The organism is Fibrisoma montanum (assembly GCF_003583365.1).
GTDB lineage: Bacteria > Bacteroidota > Bacteroidia > Cytophagales > Spirosomataceae > Fibrisoma > Fibrisoma montanum.
The window spans coordinates 47,497-63,829 of sequence record NZ_QXED01000014.1; the positions used below are offsets into that span (position 1 = coordinate 47,497).

Sequence of the window (16,333 nt, forward strand, 5' to 3'; positions counted from 1 at the left end):
TTGACGATCAGTAGATAAAGAGGTGTTGATTCATTTATGTAGTCTGGTACAACAGACGACTACACTGACCGAATTAACACATACAAACATAAGCGCAATACGTTGCAGGCAGCCATAGCGCGGGCAGTATGCGTTGGGTAGCCCACATTCATTTTTAGCTGTTTTGAATAAAGTTGGAAACGCCAGGCAGCTCTGCCCGGCGTTTTTTGTTTAGTTCAGAACGTAGTAAATCCGCAAGAATCGGGTTTGGTCAGCGACTAAATCCAGGCAACTTTGTAGGGTCAAACAACGGATATAATGACGACTTCAGCAACGTATACCTACCAGCAGGTTGCCCGCGCCATCGAACACCTGACGGCTAATTTCCGCGATCAGCCATCGCTGGCCGAACTGGCCGATCAGGCGAACGTCAGTACGTATCATTTTCAGCGACTGTTCACCGAGTGGGCCGGCATCAGCCCCAAAAAATTTCTGCAATACCTGACCCTCAACCACGCCAAACAACAACTCCGTAACGGTGTTCCCCTGGCCGAGGCTGCGTACGAAACCGGTCTGTCGGGGACGGGGCGGCTGCACGACCTTTTCGTTACGATTGAGGGCATAACCCCCGGCCAGTTCAAACAACTGGGTTCCGGTCTGGTGCTGACCTACGGCGTTTTCGACAGTCCGTTCGGAAGGTATGTGCTGGGAATGATCACCGGTAAAATCTGTCAGCTTCAGTTCCTCGACGAGGAGGAAGATCCGGCGGTTATCCTGCGGGCCGAGTGGCCGGGCGTTGGGCTTCAGTATGATGCTGATTCGCTGAAGCCGCTGGCCGATCAGATTTTTCCAACCAGGACAGAGCCCGGCAGGCTGTCACAACCGCTGAGCGTGCTGGTGAAGGGCTCACCGTTTCAGGTGAAGGTATGGGAAGCGTTGCTGCGCATACCGGAAGGCCGGCTGGCGAGCTACGATCAGATTGCCGGGGCGATTGGGATGCCGTCGGCTTCGCGGGCGGTGGGGACAGCCATCGGCAGCAACCCGGTGGGCTATCTGATCCCGTGCCATCGGGTAATCCGGAAAACAGGGTTGTTTGGTGGTTACCGGTGGGGCACTACCCGTAAAAATGCTCTGATTGGATGGGAAGCCGCCCGCATCAATGCCTGAACAGAGTCCGGGCGGCTACCTGTTGAGCGCCCGTTCGGTTATTGACCTTACTGTAATGCAAAAACTAAACTGGGACCTGCATGGACACGATCTGAACGAGAACGGCTTTACCTGCCTGCCTCCTTTGGTATCGGTCGAGGAGTGCCGTGACCTCGCTCAAGGGTACGACGATCCGGATCGGTACCGAAAAACGGTTACCATGAAGCAGCATAACTTCGGCCGTGGGGAGTACAGGTATTTCAGCTATCCCCTGCCTGGTCTGGTCGATGAGTTGCGGCATGCGCTGTTTCCGCCCCTGGCCCGGATCGCCAACGACTGGCACGAAAAGCTGAACATCGTGCAACGCTATCCTGACCATCTGGATGAATGGCTGGCGGTTTGCCATCAGGCCGGACAGACTCGACCGACGCCCCTGATTCTAAACTACCAGACCGGCGACTGGAACGCGCTGCACCAGGATATCTACGGCGAACTGTACTTCCCGTTTCAGGCGGTTCTGTTTTTGACCCAACCCGGTCGCGATTATGCAGGCGGTGAGTTTGTAATGCTGGAACAGCGCCCGCGTAGGCAGTCAAAGGCTATAGTGCTGCAACCGGAGCAGGGACAGGTGCTGGTATTCACAACCCGCCACCGGCCCGCTAAAGGGACGCGTGGTTACTACCGCGTTAGTATGCGGCACGGTGTCAGCGAAGTTCGTCAGGGTACCCGGCTAAATCTGGGCATTATCTTTCATGACGCTCAATGATCCGGCATACCGCGCTCAGCCGCAGTCAGTTGCACCGACTATTGCGTGAGAAGAAACTAACCTGGGGTGGTAACCGAACGCTTCGGATCTACGGACGGCTTGATTGCCGCGCGGGCAAGCGCATGAAAGCCGAAAACCGCGTCTTTTTCACCGACGAAGCGGAAGCCCTGGCGCATGGTTTCCGGCCCTGTGCGGTGTGTATGCCAGATGCGTATCGCCATTGGCAACAGTGCCTTTCACGGATTGCCCAGGTCAGATGAGCAGTAGCTCACCGGCGAAGCCACTGATTTCTAGAACGTCTTCAGGGCTTTCTTCAGCATCGATACGCTTTGCTCCAGTTCGTCTTCGGTGCTTGACGCGAAGCCCAGCCGAGTGCCGTTGAGTAGCCGGCCGGGTGGGTTATGCGTTAGCCCATTGGCAATAAACAAACCCAGTTCGCCGGCCCGTCTGGCAAGGGCTTCCGGATCGATGGTTGGTTTAAAGGTTGCCCAGACGGCCATGCCGCCATCCGGTTTGGTAAAGTGAATCACATCCGCCAGTTCATTGTAAAGCAGTTCGCAGAACCGATCCCGGCGGGCGTGATAGGTACGAAGGGCCTTACGGAAATGCCGCTGCATTTCGCCGGTTTTAAACAAATGAGCCACCGCAAACTCCAGCATGGGATCGCCCTGCCGATCGATGATCCGCCGGAGCCGGGCCAGCTCGTCGATCAGGGCGGTAGGCGCTACGACGTACCCAATCCGAAAGGCCGGCGCAACCGACTTGGTCAGCGAACCGACATACACTACCATGCCGCGCTGGTCGGCACTGGCCAGCGGCAGAATCGGTCGGCTCAGGTAATGAAAATCATAGTCGTAATCGTCTTCCAGCACGGCAAATCCGTAGTCTACCGCCAGTTGGAGCAACTGCACACGCCGGTCGGCCCGCAACGTAACGGTGGTGGGGTAATGGTGGTGCGGGGTGACAAACACCAGCCGGATCGGGTGCCCCATTGTCCGTTGCTTGTCACAGAGTTCGGCCAGCGCCACTACGTCCAGGCCGTGCTGATCGACTGGTACGGTACGAATCGTTGCGCCGGCTTGCTGAACGTTCATGACAGCACCCGCCCAGGTCGTTTCGCCGGTAGCTACTACGTCGCCGGGACGTAGCAACACCTGGCTAGTCAGATAAAGCCCCATAATGCTGCCCCTGGTAATGAGAATGTTATCGGGCGTCGTGTGTAAGCCGCGGGTGTCGTTCAGGTACAGCGACAACTGGTTGCGCAACAGCGGATGCCCTTTCGTGTCGCCGTAACCAAAGTGCTGCTGCGGATTGCCCCATCGAAAATACGACCGGTACGCCCGGCTCAGTTCGGCCATCGGAGCCAGTCGGCTGTCCGGAAAGCCGTCGTCCAGGTGCAGACCCGCCTGATTGGTCAGCAGCGGACGGGCCAGAACCGGATTCGTTTCAAAGGAATAACCCGGTTGCTCAGTTGGCGTCCTGACGGCTGTTGGTGCGCCGAGCGATTGGGGATGAACCTCGGGTACGTGGCCGGCCACGTACGTACCGCTTCCCGGCCGGCTCTCCAGCCAACCCTGGGCAAGCCCTTCGTCGTAGGCGGCAACAACTGTTTGTCGGTGTACGGCCAGTAAGTCGGCCAGCCGGCGCGTTCCCGGTAGTTTGTGGCCGGCCCCGAGTGTCCCGGCCTGTATAAGTCGGCGAAACTGTTCACTAATCTGTACGTACACCGGCACCGACGACGAGGCATCAAGCTGGATTAAGGTCTTGTAGGGGATCACAACTGGTCTATTGGTTTTATACAAACCGGTCGATTTAGATAGACCAGTAAAGCAAGACATTTGTCCTATAAATTGCAACTGTCAATGCAGACCATCCGTACAACACCCAGCCGTTTGGCCAAACGCACGTACTACGACGAAGCGACCATTCACCCGATTCTGGACGAAGCGTTGTTTTGTACCATCAGCTACGCCGTTGATGGACAGCCTTTTTCAATACCTACCGCCTTTGCCCGGCGCGGAAATACAATATACATCCATGGTTCGGTGGGTAGCCACTTTATCCGCGAGATCCAGAAAGGCCGGCCGGTTTGTATGTCGGTCATGCTGGTCGATGGGCTGGTGCTGGCTAAATCGGCGTTCAGCCATTCGGTGAATTACCGGTCGGTGATCCTGTTCGCTACGGCCGAAACCGTGACGGATGACACCGAACGGATGGAGGCCCTGGCCCTGCTTACGGACCAGCTGATTCCAGGACGCTGGGCTGACCTTCGCCCTACTACGGCCAGCGAAATGCGTAAAACGACCGTACTGGCATTCACCATCTCGGAAGCGTCGGCTAAAGTTCGGACGGGCGGCCCCAACGATGAACCCGAAGATCTGGACCTGCCAACCTGGGCGGGCGTAGTGCCGATGCGTACCGTGCGGCTCGCTCCCGAACCAGCAGCAAGTAGTCTGGATACACCCTTGCCGAATTATTTGCAGTAAGTTGCCGGTTTGGTAATTTAGGCTAACCAATCAATACGCTTACGCTGTGAACATCCGGGCGTTCAAATCCACCGATGCGGAGGCTCTGCTGACCGTATTTCGAAAAAACGTACCCCACGCGTTTGCCGAAGAAGAGGTTGATGACTACGCGACCTTTCTGCAAACGAACACCGACCCATACTTCGTGGCCGAGCATACGGGTCAGGTTGTGGGGGCCTGCGGGTTTTACGTGACCGGCGACGAAGTACATATCTGCTGGATACTGGCCGACCCCGACTGCCACGGTATGGGCGTCGGCAGCGCATTGATGCGGTACAATCTGGATGCCATCCGGCAGTTGCGGGTGCAGTCGGTCCGACGGATCGTTTGCCGGACATCGCAGGTGGCGTACCGGTTCTTCGAACGGTTTGGTTTCCAGTTGCAATACACGACCCCTGACTTCTGGGCTCCCGGCCTGGATCTGTATTACATGACTCATTTACCTTTTAACACGTTGTTCTCGCCCGAAGACGGCATGGCCCGGTTGCAGCAGCATGCTGCCGAGTTCGCTACGGTATTCACCCACGGAACGCTGCTGGTAGAGTTTTACAAGCCCGATAAGGTTGACAAACAGCAGCCCCACGACCGCGACGAAGTCTACGTGGTTGTCGCCGGTACCGGTACGTTTGTGTGCGCGGGCGAAACCATGCCGTTTAAGCCCGGGGATCTGCTGTTTGTCCCGGCCGGCACTGACCACCGGTTCGAGCAGTTTTCCGATGACTTCGCAACCTGGGTGCTGTTCTACGGCCCCGTTGGGGGAGAAAACCGCATGAACGGATAACCGGACGGGCGGTCCGCGAAAGGCCGATACTAAAAAATCCCTTCCTTCCGAGCCGGGTAGAATAGTAGAAAACTGATCTGGTTGATTTATTAGATGCGTGGGGTTTACGCAGGCTGCGTGAATCTGAACCAAACATTAACCAATCAAACCTACGTCCATGAAAACCCGCATGTCCCTGCTGGTGGCAGCATGTCTGCTTTCAATCTGCCTGGCTCTGAAACCCAACGAACGCGCCGACGGCTGGGTAAGCATCTTTGACGGTAAATCCCTCGATGGCTGGAAGGCGGCCGAAAACCCCGCTACGTTCTCGGTACAGGACGGGGCTATTGTCGTTTTTGGGCCACGGGCTCACCTGTTTTACGACGGCCCGGTCAATAACCACAACTTCAAGAATTTTGAGTTTAAAGCGCAGGTCATGACCATGCCCGGGTCAAACTCCGGCATGTTCGTGCACACGGCGTATCAGGACAAAGGCTGGCCGTCGAAAGGCTACGAGATCCAGGTCAACCAGACGCACACCGACTGGCGTAAGACGGGCAGTGTGTACGCGCTGCAGGATGTGAAAGAAACGTTCGTGAAGGATAACGAGTGGTACACCGAGCACATCATCGTGAACGGCAAGAACGTAACGATCAAGATCAACGATAAGGTGATCAATAACTACACCGAGCCCGACAGCATCAGTAACGGCCGCAGCCCGAAGAAGCTCAGCAGCGGAACGGTAGCCCTGCAGGGACACGATCCTAAAAGCAAGGTGATGTTCAAAGACGTGATGATCAAGGTACTACCTGATTAAGAGGGGAGACGAAAAAGGAGGAAGGGAGGAGAGGAGGAAAGGAGAAGAGGGGCTGTAACCGTACCCTTTCCTCCTTTTCTCCCCTTCCTCCTCTCCTCCTTTTCTTTTACCTGAACCGCTGGATGCTGAAATCCCGGTCGTTGGCGTTTTGGCCGATGCGGGCGTTGAGCGTATAAATCTGGTTGTTAACCGCTACGCTGGTCGTTGCTCCGGTATAGACATCGGTATCGTACTTCACCACAGTCGCCGTTTGCCAGTTGTCGGTGCTGCGGACCTGCGCGACACGGGTGCCGCCCGTCACTACGTACAGGTCGCCATTGAGCAGCGTCAGGCCGTCGCCGGGAAGACTATTCGGCGTGGGACTGGTATTGCTTACTACAATTTCCGAAATGGCGTTGCCGTTCTGCAAATCAACTTTGTACAGCTTCCCCTGCCCGGTGTTGGCAACGATCAGGAAATTATTGGGGTGGTACACGATCCCGTTCAGGCCGAACGTAGGACTGGCAAACCGAACGTCATCTCTGACCAGAATGCTGGCCGCACCGTCGGGGGCTACTCTGTAGATGACTGGTGAGAATGAATCCGTCACGTAGGCCGTCCCATCCGGAGCAAGGGTTACATCGTTGGCGAAGTTGGGGTCGGCCGCCGGTAGCAGCGCATCCAGATCCGTCCGACGTTCCAGCTGGCGGGTAGTGAGGTTAAACACCAGCAATTCGGCCGTCTGCCGGGCGGTCGCGGTGGTGCTTCTGACGGACCGTCCCTGATCGCTGTTGCAGACAAATACGCGGTCGCCGGCCACCTTCATCCCAATCCCCGCAATGAATTCGGGGGCGGTGAGCAGATCTTCATACCGGCCGTCGGTGTCGACAGTCCCGATTTTCCCGAATGGAATGGAGGTAACCAAAAACTTAGCCAGTCGCGAGGAATAGGCGATCCCTTCCGGATACAGGCGTTCGGATACGAAGTTGATTCGTTCCGGAAACGGGGCATTGGGGCTGTCACGGTGATCTTCGCACGCGGTGGTGCCAATGAGGGCCGCCATAAACAGGCCCCAGGAAAGCAGTTGTTTGTTCATACGAGAATTGTTTGACTGAAAAAGTGTAGTAGGTACGTGCAAGTAGCCGCTTATCAGGCTCGTACAAAAAAAGAAGTAGCTACACGTAATTTTGTTTGAAGATATTATGATATGGGTCTATTTTTTTGACGCGCCGGTTCTCAAACCATTTGGGGGCTGACTTGTTACGTTTCTGTAACCCTAAACATTCGGCTACGTTATGAAACATTTTACGACCGCAACCGAGGCAATGGAGGACCTTCGGACACGCGGCTATACAGCAGATTTTTCGCCGGCCCGGGAGTACCTGAAGGTGACCGGATCGGACACCAAACTGCGGAGTGAAGAATTCAACGTGGATGAATTTCACCGCTTTGAAGGTACCTCAGATCCCGGCGACGAAATGACCGTGTATGCGATTACGGCCAGCAACGGCATGAAAGGCATCTTTGTATCCGCACAGGGCACCTATTCCAACGAAGTTTCGTCGGAACTGATGGCCAAATTCAACGTATCGGACCGCGGACCGGTCAATATGGAAGGAGCCGTGAAACCGCTCGACCAATCGTCGCATAATCAATAAACATTTAATTCGTAAATCCAACAAAAAAGCCCGGAATCTTAACCGTTTCCGGGCTTTTTTTGTATATTTGCGGTCTTTACCAAACGAGACCGTTCTTTTTCGTGTTTGATACGCTATGAAGCTATCCGAATTTAAATTTGACTTACCCGAAAGTCTCATTGCCAAATACCCGCTCGAGCGCGGTGAGTCGAGGTTGATGGTGGTTCACCGGAAAACCAAACAAATTGAACACAAGCAGTTTTCGGATATTCTGAACTACTTCGATGACGGTGACGTCATGGTGATCAACAACACGAAAGTCTTTCCGGCTCGGCTGTATGGCAACAAAGAAAAGACCGGAGCCAAGATTGAAGTCTTTCTGCTGCGCGAACTGAACCGCGAGATGAAGCTGTGGGATGTTCTGGTGGACCCCGCCCGCAAAATCCGGGTCGGTAATAAACTATACTTTGGCGACAGCGATCTGGTAGCCGAAGTGATTGATAACACAACCTCGCGCGGCCGGACGATTCGCTTCCTCTTCGACGGCAACCACGAAGAGTTCATGAAAGCCGTTGATGAACTCGGCGAGACGCCACTACCCCGCGAAATCAAACGGAAAACGGAGGACGCTGACCGCGACCGCTACCAGACGGTTTTTGCGGAGCACATCGGGGCCGTAGCGGCTCCAACGGCGGGTATGCACTTCACCCGCGCGATGATGAAACGGATGGAAATCAAAGGCATTCACTTTGCACCCGTTACGCTGCACGTTGGCCTCGGTACGTTCCGGCAGGTTGATGTAGAAGATCTGACCAAGCACAAAACGGATTCGGAAAACTACCGGATTTCAGACGATTCGGCGCAGATTGTCAACGAAGCCCTCGATGCCGGCAAGCGGGTGTGTGCCATCGGTACTACGTCGCTCAAAGCGGTTGAGTCGTCGGTTTCGGCCAACAGCCGCCTGAAACCGGTTGAAGGCTGGACGGACAAGTTTATTTTCCCGCCTTACGAATTTAAAATTGCCAATTCGCTGCTGACCAACTTTCACCTGCCCGAGTCCATTCTGATCATGATGACCAGCGCCTTTGGCGGGCACGACCTGATCCGGCATGCCTACGAAGTGGCCATCAAGGAAAAATACCGCTTCTTCAGCTACGGCGATGCCATGCTGATTCTATAAAAGCAGTTGGTTCATTGAGCCGTCAGTCAGTACATTTGAGGGGCCAAGCGGCCCCTTTTTTATGACCCATTCAGTAACCGATTTGCCGGCTGAGCAACTCTTTGCCATCATCGTAGCGGGGGGGAGTGGCAGCCGGATGAAAACCGATGTACCCAAGCAGTTTCTGCCTCTGAACGGTAAACCAATCCTGCAACATACCATTGAGCGATTTTTAGCCGCGTCGCCGACTATATCAATTGTACTGGTTCTGCCCGAACGGGACCGGCCGACCTGGGCTACCCTCTGCGACCAGCATCGGTTTCAGCCAGCGCGCGTTCGGGTTGTGAACGGGGGGGCTACCCGCTTCCAGTCGGTACGCAACGGGCTGACTGCGATTCTGGCCGATCAGCAGACCAGCGGAGGCCTGGTGGCTGTTCACGATGGCGTCCGGCCGTTTGTGTCGACCGAGATCATCCGCACCAGTTTTAGCGTGGCCGCGCAGACGGGCAGTGCCGTAACCTGCGTACTGGCCAAAGATTCCGTCCGGCTGGTCGGCAACGACGGGCAGAGTCAGGCCGTCGACCGCAGCCGCGTTCGGCTGGTACAGACACCCCAGACGTTTCAGCTTGATCTGTTCAGGCGGGCGTTTCAGGTCGATGAACAACCATTTTTCACCGACTGTGCCAGTGTGGTAGAACACGCCGGGTTTTCGGTAACGCTGATCGAGGGCGCCTACGAAAACATCAAAATCACGACCCCGGAGGATTTGCTCTGGGCCGCTACGTTTGCCCCGGCCGGCTAGGGGGTGATCACTGCGTCAGCCGCAATGACTGCCAGGTGGCCAACTGCCATTGATTCCCTTTTTTGACGTACACGTCGGTATAGCGCAGCCGGGAACTGAGCGTTTCGCCGTTGCTGACTGCTTTGACCTGACAAACCCCGTTCACGATGGCTGTGTTACCGTACAGCCGCACTTTCTGCTCCAGCGGATCAATGGCCGCATAAGTCAGTTTACCGTCTTTGATCGACTGAATGAACGATTGTTTGTCATCCACGATGCCATTGGAATGGGTATACACCAGGTCGTCGGATAAGGTTTGGTTCAGAACGGTGTAGTCCTTGCTGACCAGGGCGTTGAACCGTCGTTTTTCGGTGTTCATCACGTCTTTTTCGGCGGGCGACTGAGCAAAGGCGACTGGCGCAACGGCAATCAGGCAAAGGGTAAGGAAGTGTTTCATGGGATGTGATTAATAAGAAATTAGGGGTAGTTATCAGTCAGTCGGCTAACCTGAGCGGCCGACCGACTGACAGATAAAGCCAGGAACGGTCAGGGCCTACCGGCTGGTTGCCTGCGTTCGGGTAATAGCCTGGTATACGAGCACTTTAAACTTGTCGAACAGATCACCGTAACTGTTGGGCACCTTCTGGGTGTACAGCAGGGCTACGATACCTTCTTTAGGGTCAACCCAGTACGTCGTACCGAAGTAGCCACCCCACTCGAAGGAGCCTTCGGAAACGGGCAGCCGGGCTGCTCCCTGCACGGTAGTGAGGCCGAAGCCCAGACCAAATTTGTTTTGCCCCTGATTCAGATCGCCGATCTGGTTCGTCGTGATCAGCCGGATGGTGGCTGGGCTCAGGAACCGTTTGCCATTGTACTGACCGCCGTTCAGCAGCATTTGCAGGAAGATAGCGTAGTCGAAGAGCGTGGAAGACAGGCCGGCTCCCCCCGAAAAATACGTACCGGCTGCTTTGGGATAATCCGGCGACAACCGACCGCGGGGCATCATGCGCCGAAGTGCTCTGGTCGAATCTTCGGTGTAAAGCACCGTGAGCCGGTCCTGCTTCGGAGCAGGCAGATAAAAGTGGGTATCCTTCATGCCCAGCGGCTCAAACAACCGGGCGCGAAGGAACACATCGAGCGACTGCCCCGACAAGACTTCGATCAGGTAGCCTACTACGTCGGTGTTCAGGCCGTAGGTCCAGCGGTCGCCGGGGTTATGCATCAGCGGTAACGCAGCCAGCCGGTTGATGGCGTCAGAGAGCCGTCCCTCCGGTGTGCCGATGCCGCTCGGGATGGTATTTTTGGCGTAGATCGCGTTGGCTTCTTTGGACCCGATGGATGGGTAACCGATTCCCGATGTGTGCGTAAGCAGGTGACGGATTGTGACCTCGCGTTTGGCCGGAACCGTCGTGTACGACGAGTCTTTCTCGTTGAACTTGTCCAGTACCTTCGGATTCTTAAACGCCGGAATATACTTCGATACGGGGTCGTCGAGCAGAAACTTGCCTTCTTCATACAGCATCATCAGGCCGATGCTCGTGAGCGCTTTCGTCTGCGAGGCAATGCGGTAGATGGCGTCGCGCTGCAGCGGGGAGTCAGTATCGAGGTCGCTTTTGCCGTAGGCCTTGTGCAGGATGATTTTGCCATTGCGGGCAATCAGCACACCCACGCCGGCCTGTCGGCCCTGGCTAACGTACTCGTTGATGACGGCGTCAATGCGCTGGAGCCGCTCAGTACTCATGCCGACGCTTTCCGCTTTGGCGGCCAGCAGAATAGGGGAGGGAGCCGCAACCTGCGCGGTAGCCGTTAAACAAAAACCGGCCAGAAGACCGGTTAGAATAAACGTTTTCATGCACGAAAAAGCTATTTTCAGCTCAAAGCTACCTATTTCTTCGTACAGGTAATGCTGCCATTTTTCGTGAGAAGCTGCGAAACGGCGCGAGTTTCGGATTTGGTGGTCAGCAGCAGGTTGTTCTCCGTAAACTGGCCGGTGGCTGTGTAAGCCGCGTCGTAGCCCACGGGAGATCCTTTGCTGTCGGTACCAAAGTAGATGGTTTCGCTTTGTTTGTCAGTGATCGTAAACTTGTTGTCGGTCAGCTGGGCCGTCCGGCGCTCTTTCGTGGTTGAATTGAACGTAAAATCCAGGTACAGTTCGTTAACCGCCTGACTTTTCGATACGGCAATCGTGACTTTACCGGCTTCATCGGCGTAGGGCAGCGCATTATTGATCAGCGTCTGGGTTGTGTAGCCACCATCATACGTACCGACATACTGATCGCGCGGGTCAATTTCGCCGGAACCGGAGCCTGATTTTTTGCAGGCCGTTGTGCAGACACCAAGGAAACATAACGCCAGGAACAGATTACGAAGCGGGCGAGACGCGTGAGGAGTGATCATGTTTGTCTGAATCATCAAATTTGTCTATGAAACGATGGGGAATGGCCTGTAGTATACCTGCCACCGGAACTGAGCGGCCAGACATACAGTACGTGCCCGAAGGAAGTATACATAAAAATTAACTTAAATGCTATTTTTTAAGGAAATAGGCATAAAATGGCGTCTGCTCAGACCTGCATAGCCATTCGAAAACGTTGCCGGGTTACCAGATGTCATTCGATCGACGACGCCAATCGCCCGGCGGTTTTCCCACTGTATAAATCAGTAAACCTCAGTCAGCCAACGAGGTTATTAAATAGTGTAATTAAACGCTAGGATAAGTGGGAAATCGATTAGACAAGAAAGTCGCCATTGTAACCGGGGGAGCTACCGGCATTGGTGAAGCCATCTGCAAAAAATTTGCCCGGGAGGGTGCCCGGGTGGTCGTTGTCGGACTGCCCGACGACCCGGTCGATCAGGTCGTGAAGGAAATTGAACAGCAGGGCGGGATTGCCGTGGCCTTCAAAGGCGACATATCCGTCGAGGCCAACGCGAAAGCCTGCGTTGAGCTGGCGATCCGGATGTATGACCGGCTCAACGTTCTGGTGAACAATGCCGGGGTGTTTCCGGAGACCAACTTTATGCAGGACTTTTCGGAGGAAGCTTTTGACTACCTGGTCAGGAACAACATCAAGTCGACTTTTATGATGACGAAGGCGGCTTTGCCCGAACTGCAAAAAACGAAAGGCAACATCGTGACGGCGGGATCGGAAGCCGGGCAGATGGGCGAACCGCAGGCCGTGCCCTACGGCGGTACGAAAGGCTTCAACCATGCGTTTGCGAAGGGGCTGGCTACCGAGCAGGCGAAGTTCGGTGTACGGAGCAACGTAGTGGCGCCCGGTCCGATCGATACGGCCTGGACGCATACCAGTACTGGGCCGATGGACTCGGAAATGGAAAAATCGACGACGGCTGGTACGTTGATGGGGCGCCGGGGTACACCCGAAGAAGTGGCCAACGTGTACTTGTTCCTGGCCTCCGACGAAGCGTCGTTCGTGACGGGAGCCATCTACTACGTCGACGGCGGCACTACCATTGCCAAAGGACCTCAGGGCGAAAAAGCCGCGGATACTTTCAAAAAGGAACCGGAAGGTGAACTGAATCTGCAGCATTCGCTGGAAGGACACACGTCCGTCAGATCCTGATCCGGTCTGGGACCGAAACGCCCTGGGGTTGAGTATCACCACTCGGCTCCAGGGCGTTTTTATGACGACACCAGTACCGTTTCGGCAACCGGCGTAATCAGCGGGACGGTGACGAGGAATCGGTTATTGTCTTCGCGCACCTCCACCGCCGACTGATCGAGCAGTTTATATTTCATCACGATGTTCTGAAGCCCAATCCGGTTCGATGCAACGGCGCTTTTCTTTTTCTGGAGGTTGTTTTCTACGTGCAGCGCGCCCGCCCGGGTGTACAGCTTGATAACAAGTGGGCGGTTGACCGAGATGACATTATGTTTGATGGCGTTCTCGAAGAGAATCTGTAGGGTCAGGGGCGGAATCAGAAACGACAGATACCGTGGTTCTACGTCGGTTTCCATGAAAATGGCCTCGCCGTAGCGGGTCTTGAGCAGGTGAAAATAAGCGTTGATAAAATTGATTTCGTCGGTCAGTGGGCACAAATCCCGGTTGTTCTGCTGGAGGAGGTACCGGTACACCGCCGAGAGTTCGTCCAGGAAACTTTCGGCCTGTCGGGCATCCGTGCTGATCAGCGACGATAACGAGTTGAGGTTGTTGAACAGAAAGTGAGGGTTGATCTGGGTTTTCAGCGAGTCGAGCTGGGTTTGCAGATTAATCTTTTTCAGTTGCTCCGTTTCCATGAACGACATTTTCCACCGCTGATACAGGTAGATGCCCTCGTAAACGGCGGCAATCTGGATGGTGCCAACGACGGATACGAGCGTATTGAAAAAATACGGCTTGAACAGAAAATAATCTTCGGCCGGAAACAGATTAAGCTGGTGATACGCAAACGTCTGGGCGATCCGGATGAGGCTCGAAAACATGACGAACCAGATCAGTTGATACAGCACCCGCCGGAGCGTCTGGGTTAGCTCAGGGTACCGCCGACGCGAGTAGATGATGCCCCAGCGGTTGCATTCCCACACCATGACAGAGCCCAGCAGAAAAAAGAACGGCACCCGCCAGTCGTCAGGATAGGCCACGTTTGTATAGCCGTACATGATCCATTGTCCCGTTAGGGCCAGCAATGGGACCCCGACAATGCGCATCCATTTGTCATTCAGTTTCTGCATCGTTTATCCGGGCCGGTTTGGCCATGCTTCCCAGGTTACGGGCCGGGAGCTTTACTACGTAGGTAGGGCGCCAGTTTGTTTCTGTAAAAATAAGCAATGTCACCGGTATCCGTAAGCGGTCGGCTGGTTACGTTTTCGCCGAAGGTACCCGTGTGTCGGCAGTTGATACATAGCCGTCGGCTCACGTCAATTGCGATAATTTCTTTTTCTTTGAGCGGCCAATGGGTTGATACAGACCAGCCATCCGCTTGGGGGAGCGCGTCCTGGTATGCCGGGAAGTCGAACCCGCGAAACAGGATCAAACACTTTGAGCCCCGAAACGGTAATTAGTACGTTCAACAACTTTAATGAAAAACAGCTATGCGTTGGATTGGAGGACGCGAAAGTGATAACGTCGACGATCGCCGGGGAAGCGGTGGGGGCGGATTGGTAGTCGGTGGGGGCATCGGCACCTTGGTTATTGCCCTGGTTGTATACCTGATGGGGGGCGATCCCACGGCCATACTGAACCGGACCGACAACAGCCCGGCTACGTCGCAGTCGCCAACGGGTCCGCAACCCGACGACGCAGCGGCCAGTTTTACACGCAAGGTACTGGCCAGCACCGAAGATGTCTGGAACAAGCTTTTCGCCCAGCAGGGAGCCCAGTATGCCGAGCCTACGCTGGTGATGTTCCGGGGAGCTACGACTTCGGGCTGCGGAACGGCCCAGGAAGCCATGGGTCCGTTTTATTGCCCGGCCGACCAGAAAGTGTATATCGACCTGTCGTTCTATGACGAACTCAGTCAGCGGTTTCAGGCACCCGGCGATTTTGCAATGGCCTACGTGATCGCGCACGAAATCGGGCACCATGTGCAGAAACGACTGGGGGTTATGGATCAGGTGGATGAACTGCGCCAGCGCCTGAGCCGACGCGAGTATAACCAGGTATCGGTGCGGCTGGAACTCCAGGCCGATTTCTTCGCCGGTGTCTGGGCACACCACGCGCAGGGCCAGAATTTTGTCCTGTCGCCTGAAGACGTAGAAGAAGCCATTACGGCGGCCAACGCCATCGGCGACGACCGGATTCAGCAGCAGACGCAGGGGCGCGTGGTGCCCGACGCGTTTACCCACGGTACGTCGGCGCAGCGGGTGTACTGGTTCAAGAAAGGACTCAAAACCGGCGATCTCAGCCAGGGCGATACGTTCAACAGCCGCGAAGATGCCAATTTACAGTAACTAACCCTTGTTATCCGAGAAGCCCGGCATCTTGCGGTGCCGGGCTTTTGCGTCAATCGTATGCTCGAACAGATTCAGGAAGCCACCCGCTACATTCAATCCCAGACAAACCTACAGCCGGCTATCGGCATCATTCTCGGAACCGGCCTTGGCGCGCTGGCCGGTGAGGTAACGATCGAAACCACGCTGCCTTACGAAACCATTCCCCATTTCCCGCTCTCGACCGTTGAGTTTCATTCCGGTAAACTGCTGCTGGGTACGCTGGGCGGCAAGCCGGTTGTGGTGATGCAGGGCCGTTTTCATTTCTACGAAGGCTACACCATGCAGCAGGTTACGTTTCCGGTGCGTGTCATGCAGGCACTGGGGGTCCGAACGCTGCTCGTGTCCAATGCTGCCGGGGGGCTGAACCCGGCGTTCAGCGTCAGCGATCTGATGGTAATCGACGATCACATCAGCCTGTTGCTGCCTCAGAATCCGCTGACGGGTAAGCACCTGCCCGCCTTTGGTGATCGGTTTCCCGACATGAGCGAACCCTACGATCCGGCCCTGATCCGGCAGGCGTTTGACCTCGCGCAGGCGCTTGGGATTCCGTTGCAGCGGGGCGTATACGTCAGCGTGACGGGGCCGCAGCTCGAAACCAGGGCCGAATACCGGATGCTGCGGCAGTGGGGCGCCGATGCCGTCGGGATGTCGACCGTACCGGAGGTGATTGTGGCTCACCAGATGGGCATGCGCATCTTCGGCGTATCGGTCATTACCGACATGTGCATTCCAGAGACCCTCGAAAAAGCTGATATTGCTAAAATCATCAGGGCGGCCGGTGTGGCTGAGCCGAAGCTGACCGCCCTGATGAAGAAGCTGGTGAAGGCATTATAG

The 16,333-nt window shown here is 55.5% G+C and carries 18 protein-coding genes; 12 read left to right on the forward strand and 6 right to left on the reverse strand.

The annotated features are described in order from the left end of the window. The first annotated feature begins 297 nt into the window (after window positions 1-297). From DYU11_RS30005 to DYU11_RS30015, 3 genes are read left to right on the forward strand one after another with little or no spacing between them, the layout of a single operon-like run. Window positions 298-1,146, forward strand: coding sequence for a methylated-DNA--[protein]-cysteine S-methyltransferase (locus DYU11_RS30005; RefSeq protein ID WP_119671444.1), 849 nt, complete (start codon window positions 298-300; stop codon window positions 1,144-1,146). Between the two features lie 55 nt (window positions 1,147-1,201). Further along, the gene (locus DYU11_RS30010; protein WP_119671506.1) at window positions 1,202-1,891 is read left to right on the forward strand and encodes a 2OG-Fe(II) oxygenase; all 690 of its coding nucleotides are present in this window, start codon (window positions 1,202-1,204) and stop codon (window positions 1,889-1,891) included. Next, entirely contained in the window at window positions 1,888-2,151 is a 264-nt protein-coding gene (locus DYU11_RS30015) for an Ada metal-binding domain-containing protein (RefSeq protein WP_119671445.1), read from the forward strand. Before DYU11_RS30010 ends, DYU11_RS30015 begins: the two co-directional genes overlap by 4 nt. Before the next feature lie 30 nt (window positions 2,152-2,181). Here the strand turns inward: DYU11_RS30015 and DYU11_RS30020 are convergent, their stop codons facing one another. Next, window positions 2,182-3,729 (reverse strand): aminotransferase-like domain-containing protein, encoded by a 1,548-nt coding sequence (locus DYU11_RS30020; protein WP_119671446.1) that lies wholly within the window; start codon window positions 3,727-3,729, stop codon window positions 2,182-2,184. 24 nt (window positions 3,730-3,753) lie between these two features. Between DYU11_RS30020 and DYU11_RS30025 the strand changes: the two genes are divergently transcribed. From DYU11_RS30025 to DYU11_RS30035, 3 genes are all read left to right on the forward strand, one after another. Then, window positions 3,754-4,377 (forward strand): pyridoxamine 5'-phosphate oxidase family protein, encoded by a 624-nt coding sequence (locus tag DYU11_RS30025; RefSeq protein WP_119671507.1) that lies wholly within the window; start codon window positions 3,754-3,756, stop codon window positions 4,375-4,377. Window positions 4,378-4,423: 46 nt separating this feature from the next. Next, the gene (locus tag DYU11_RS30030; protein WP_119671447.1) at window positions 4,424-5,197 is read left to right on the forward strand and encodes a GNAT family N-acetyltransferase; all 774 of its coding nucleotides are present in this window, start codon (window positions 4,424-4,426) and stop codon (window positions 5,195-5,197) included. A gap of 157 nt (window positions 5,198-5,354) precedes the next feature. Further along, complete coding sequence (locus DYU11_RS30035) at window positions 5,355-5,993, forward strand: 3-keto-disaccharide hydrolase (protein ID WP_119671448.1); 639 nt, start codon at window positions 5,355-5,357, stop codon at window positions 5,991-5,993. Between the two features lie 106 nt (window positions 5,994-6,099). Here DYU11_RS30035 and DYU11_RS30040 read toward each other — a convergent pair whose 3' ends face one another. Further along, window positions 6,100-7,068 (reverse strand): SMP-30/gluconolactonase/LRE family protein, encoded by a 969-nt coding sequence (locus tag DYU11_RS30040; protein WP_119671449.1) that lies wholly within the window; start codon window positions 7,066-7,068, stop codon window positions 6,100-6,102. A 199-nt stretch (window positions 7,069-7,267) separates the two neighbouring features. On the opposite strand from DYU11_RS30040, the gene DYU11_RS30045 reads away from it, so the two are divergent. From DYU11_RS30045 to DYU11_RS30055, 3 genes are all read left to right on the forward strand, one after another. Further along, window positions 7,268-7,630, forward strand: coding sequence for a hypothetical protein (locus tag DYU11_RS30045; RefSeq protein WP_119671450.1), 363 nt, complete (start codon window positions 7,268-7,270; stop codon window positions 7,628-7,630). Window positions 7,631-7,745: 115 nt separating this feature from the next. Next, on the forward strand, window positions 7,746-8,789 hold the full coding sequence (gene queA, locus DYU11_RS30050; protein ID WP_119671451.1) for a tRNA preQ1(34) S-adenosylmethionine ribosyltransferase-isomerase QueA: 1,044 nt from the start codon (window positions 7,746-7,748) through the stop codon (window positions 8,787-8,789). Window positions 8,790-8,850: 61 nt separating this feature from the next. Next, window positions 8,851-9,570: a 2-C-methyl-D-erythritol 4-phosphate cytidylyltransferase gene (locus tag DYU11_RS30055; protein ID WP_119671452.1), complete on the forward strand. Its 720-nt coding sequence runs from the start codon at window positions 8,851-8,853 to the stop codon at window positions 9,568-9,570. A gap of 7 nt (window positions 9,571-9,577) precedes the next feature. Here DYU11_RS30055 and DYU11_RS30060 read toward each other — a convergent pair whose 3' ends face one another. From DYU11_RS30060 to DYU11_RS30070, 3 genes are all read right to left on the reverse strand, one after another. Continuing rightward, the gene (locus tag DYU11_RS30060) at window positions 9,578-10,006 is read right to left on the reverse strand and encodes a nuclear transport factor 2 family protein (protein ID WP_119671453.1); all 429 of its coding nucleotides are present in this window, start codon (window positions 10,004-10,006) and stop codon (window positions 9,578-9,580) included. Window positions 10,007-10,102: 96 nt separating this feature from the next. Further along, window positions 10,103-11,401, reverse strand: a complete 1,299-nt coding sequence (locus DYU11_RS30065; RefSeq protein ID WP_119671454.1) for a serine hydrolase domain-containing protein — start codon at window positions 11,399-11,401, stop codon at window positions 10,103-10,105. 32 nt (window positions 11,402-11,433) lie between these two features. Continuing rightward, window positions 11,434-11,961, reverse strand: coding sequence for a hypothetical protein (locus tag DYU11_RS30070; RefSeq protein ID WP_229366121.1), 528 nt, complete (start codon window positions 11,959-11,961; stop codon window positions 11,434-11,436). Between the two features lie 305 nt (window positions 11,962-12,266). Between DYU11_RS30070 and DYU11_RS30075 the strand changes: the two genes are divergently transcribed. Next, window positions 12,267-13,130, forward strand: coding sequence for an SDR family NAD(P)-dependent oxidoreductase (locus DYU11_RS30075; RefSeq protein ID WP_119671455.1), 864 nt, complete (start codon window positions 12,267-12,269; stop codon window positions 13,128-13,130). Window positions 13,131-13,189: 59 nt separating this feature from the next. Here the strand turns inward: DYU11_RS30075 and DYU11_RS30080 are convergent, their stop codons facing one another. After that, window positions 13,190-14,239 carry a sensor histidine kinase gene (locus tag DYU11_RS30080; RefSeq protein WP_119671456.1) on the reverse strand — a complete coding sequence of 350 codons (1,050 nt, stop codon included), beginning with the start codon at window positions 14,237-14,239 and terminating at the stop codon, window positions 13,190-13,192. Window positions 14,240-14,599: 360 nt separating this feature from the next. Here DYU11_RS30080 and ypfJ point away from each other — a divergent pair, with 360 nt between their 5' ends. Both ypfJ and DYU11_RS30095 read left to right on the forward strand, forming a co-directional pair. Next, window positions 14,600-15,457 (forward strand): KPN_02809 family neutral zinc metallopeptidase, encoded by an 858-nt coding sequence (gene ypfJ / locus DYU11_RS30090; RefSeq protein ID WP_119671458.1) that lies wholly within the window; start codon window positions 14,600-14,602, stop codon window positions 15,455-15,457. A 60-nt stretch (window positions 15,458-15,517) separates the two neighbouring features. Further along, the gene (locus DYU11_RS30095) at window positions 15,518-16,333 is read left to right on the forward strand and encodes a purine-nucleoside phosphorylase (RefSeq protein ID WP_119671459.1); all 816 of its coding nucleotides are present in this window, start codon (window positions 15,518-15,520) and stop codon (window positions 16,331-16,333) included.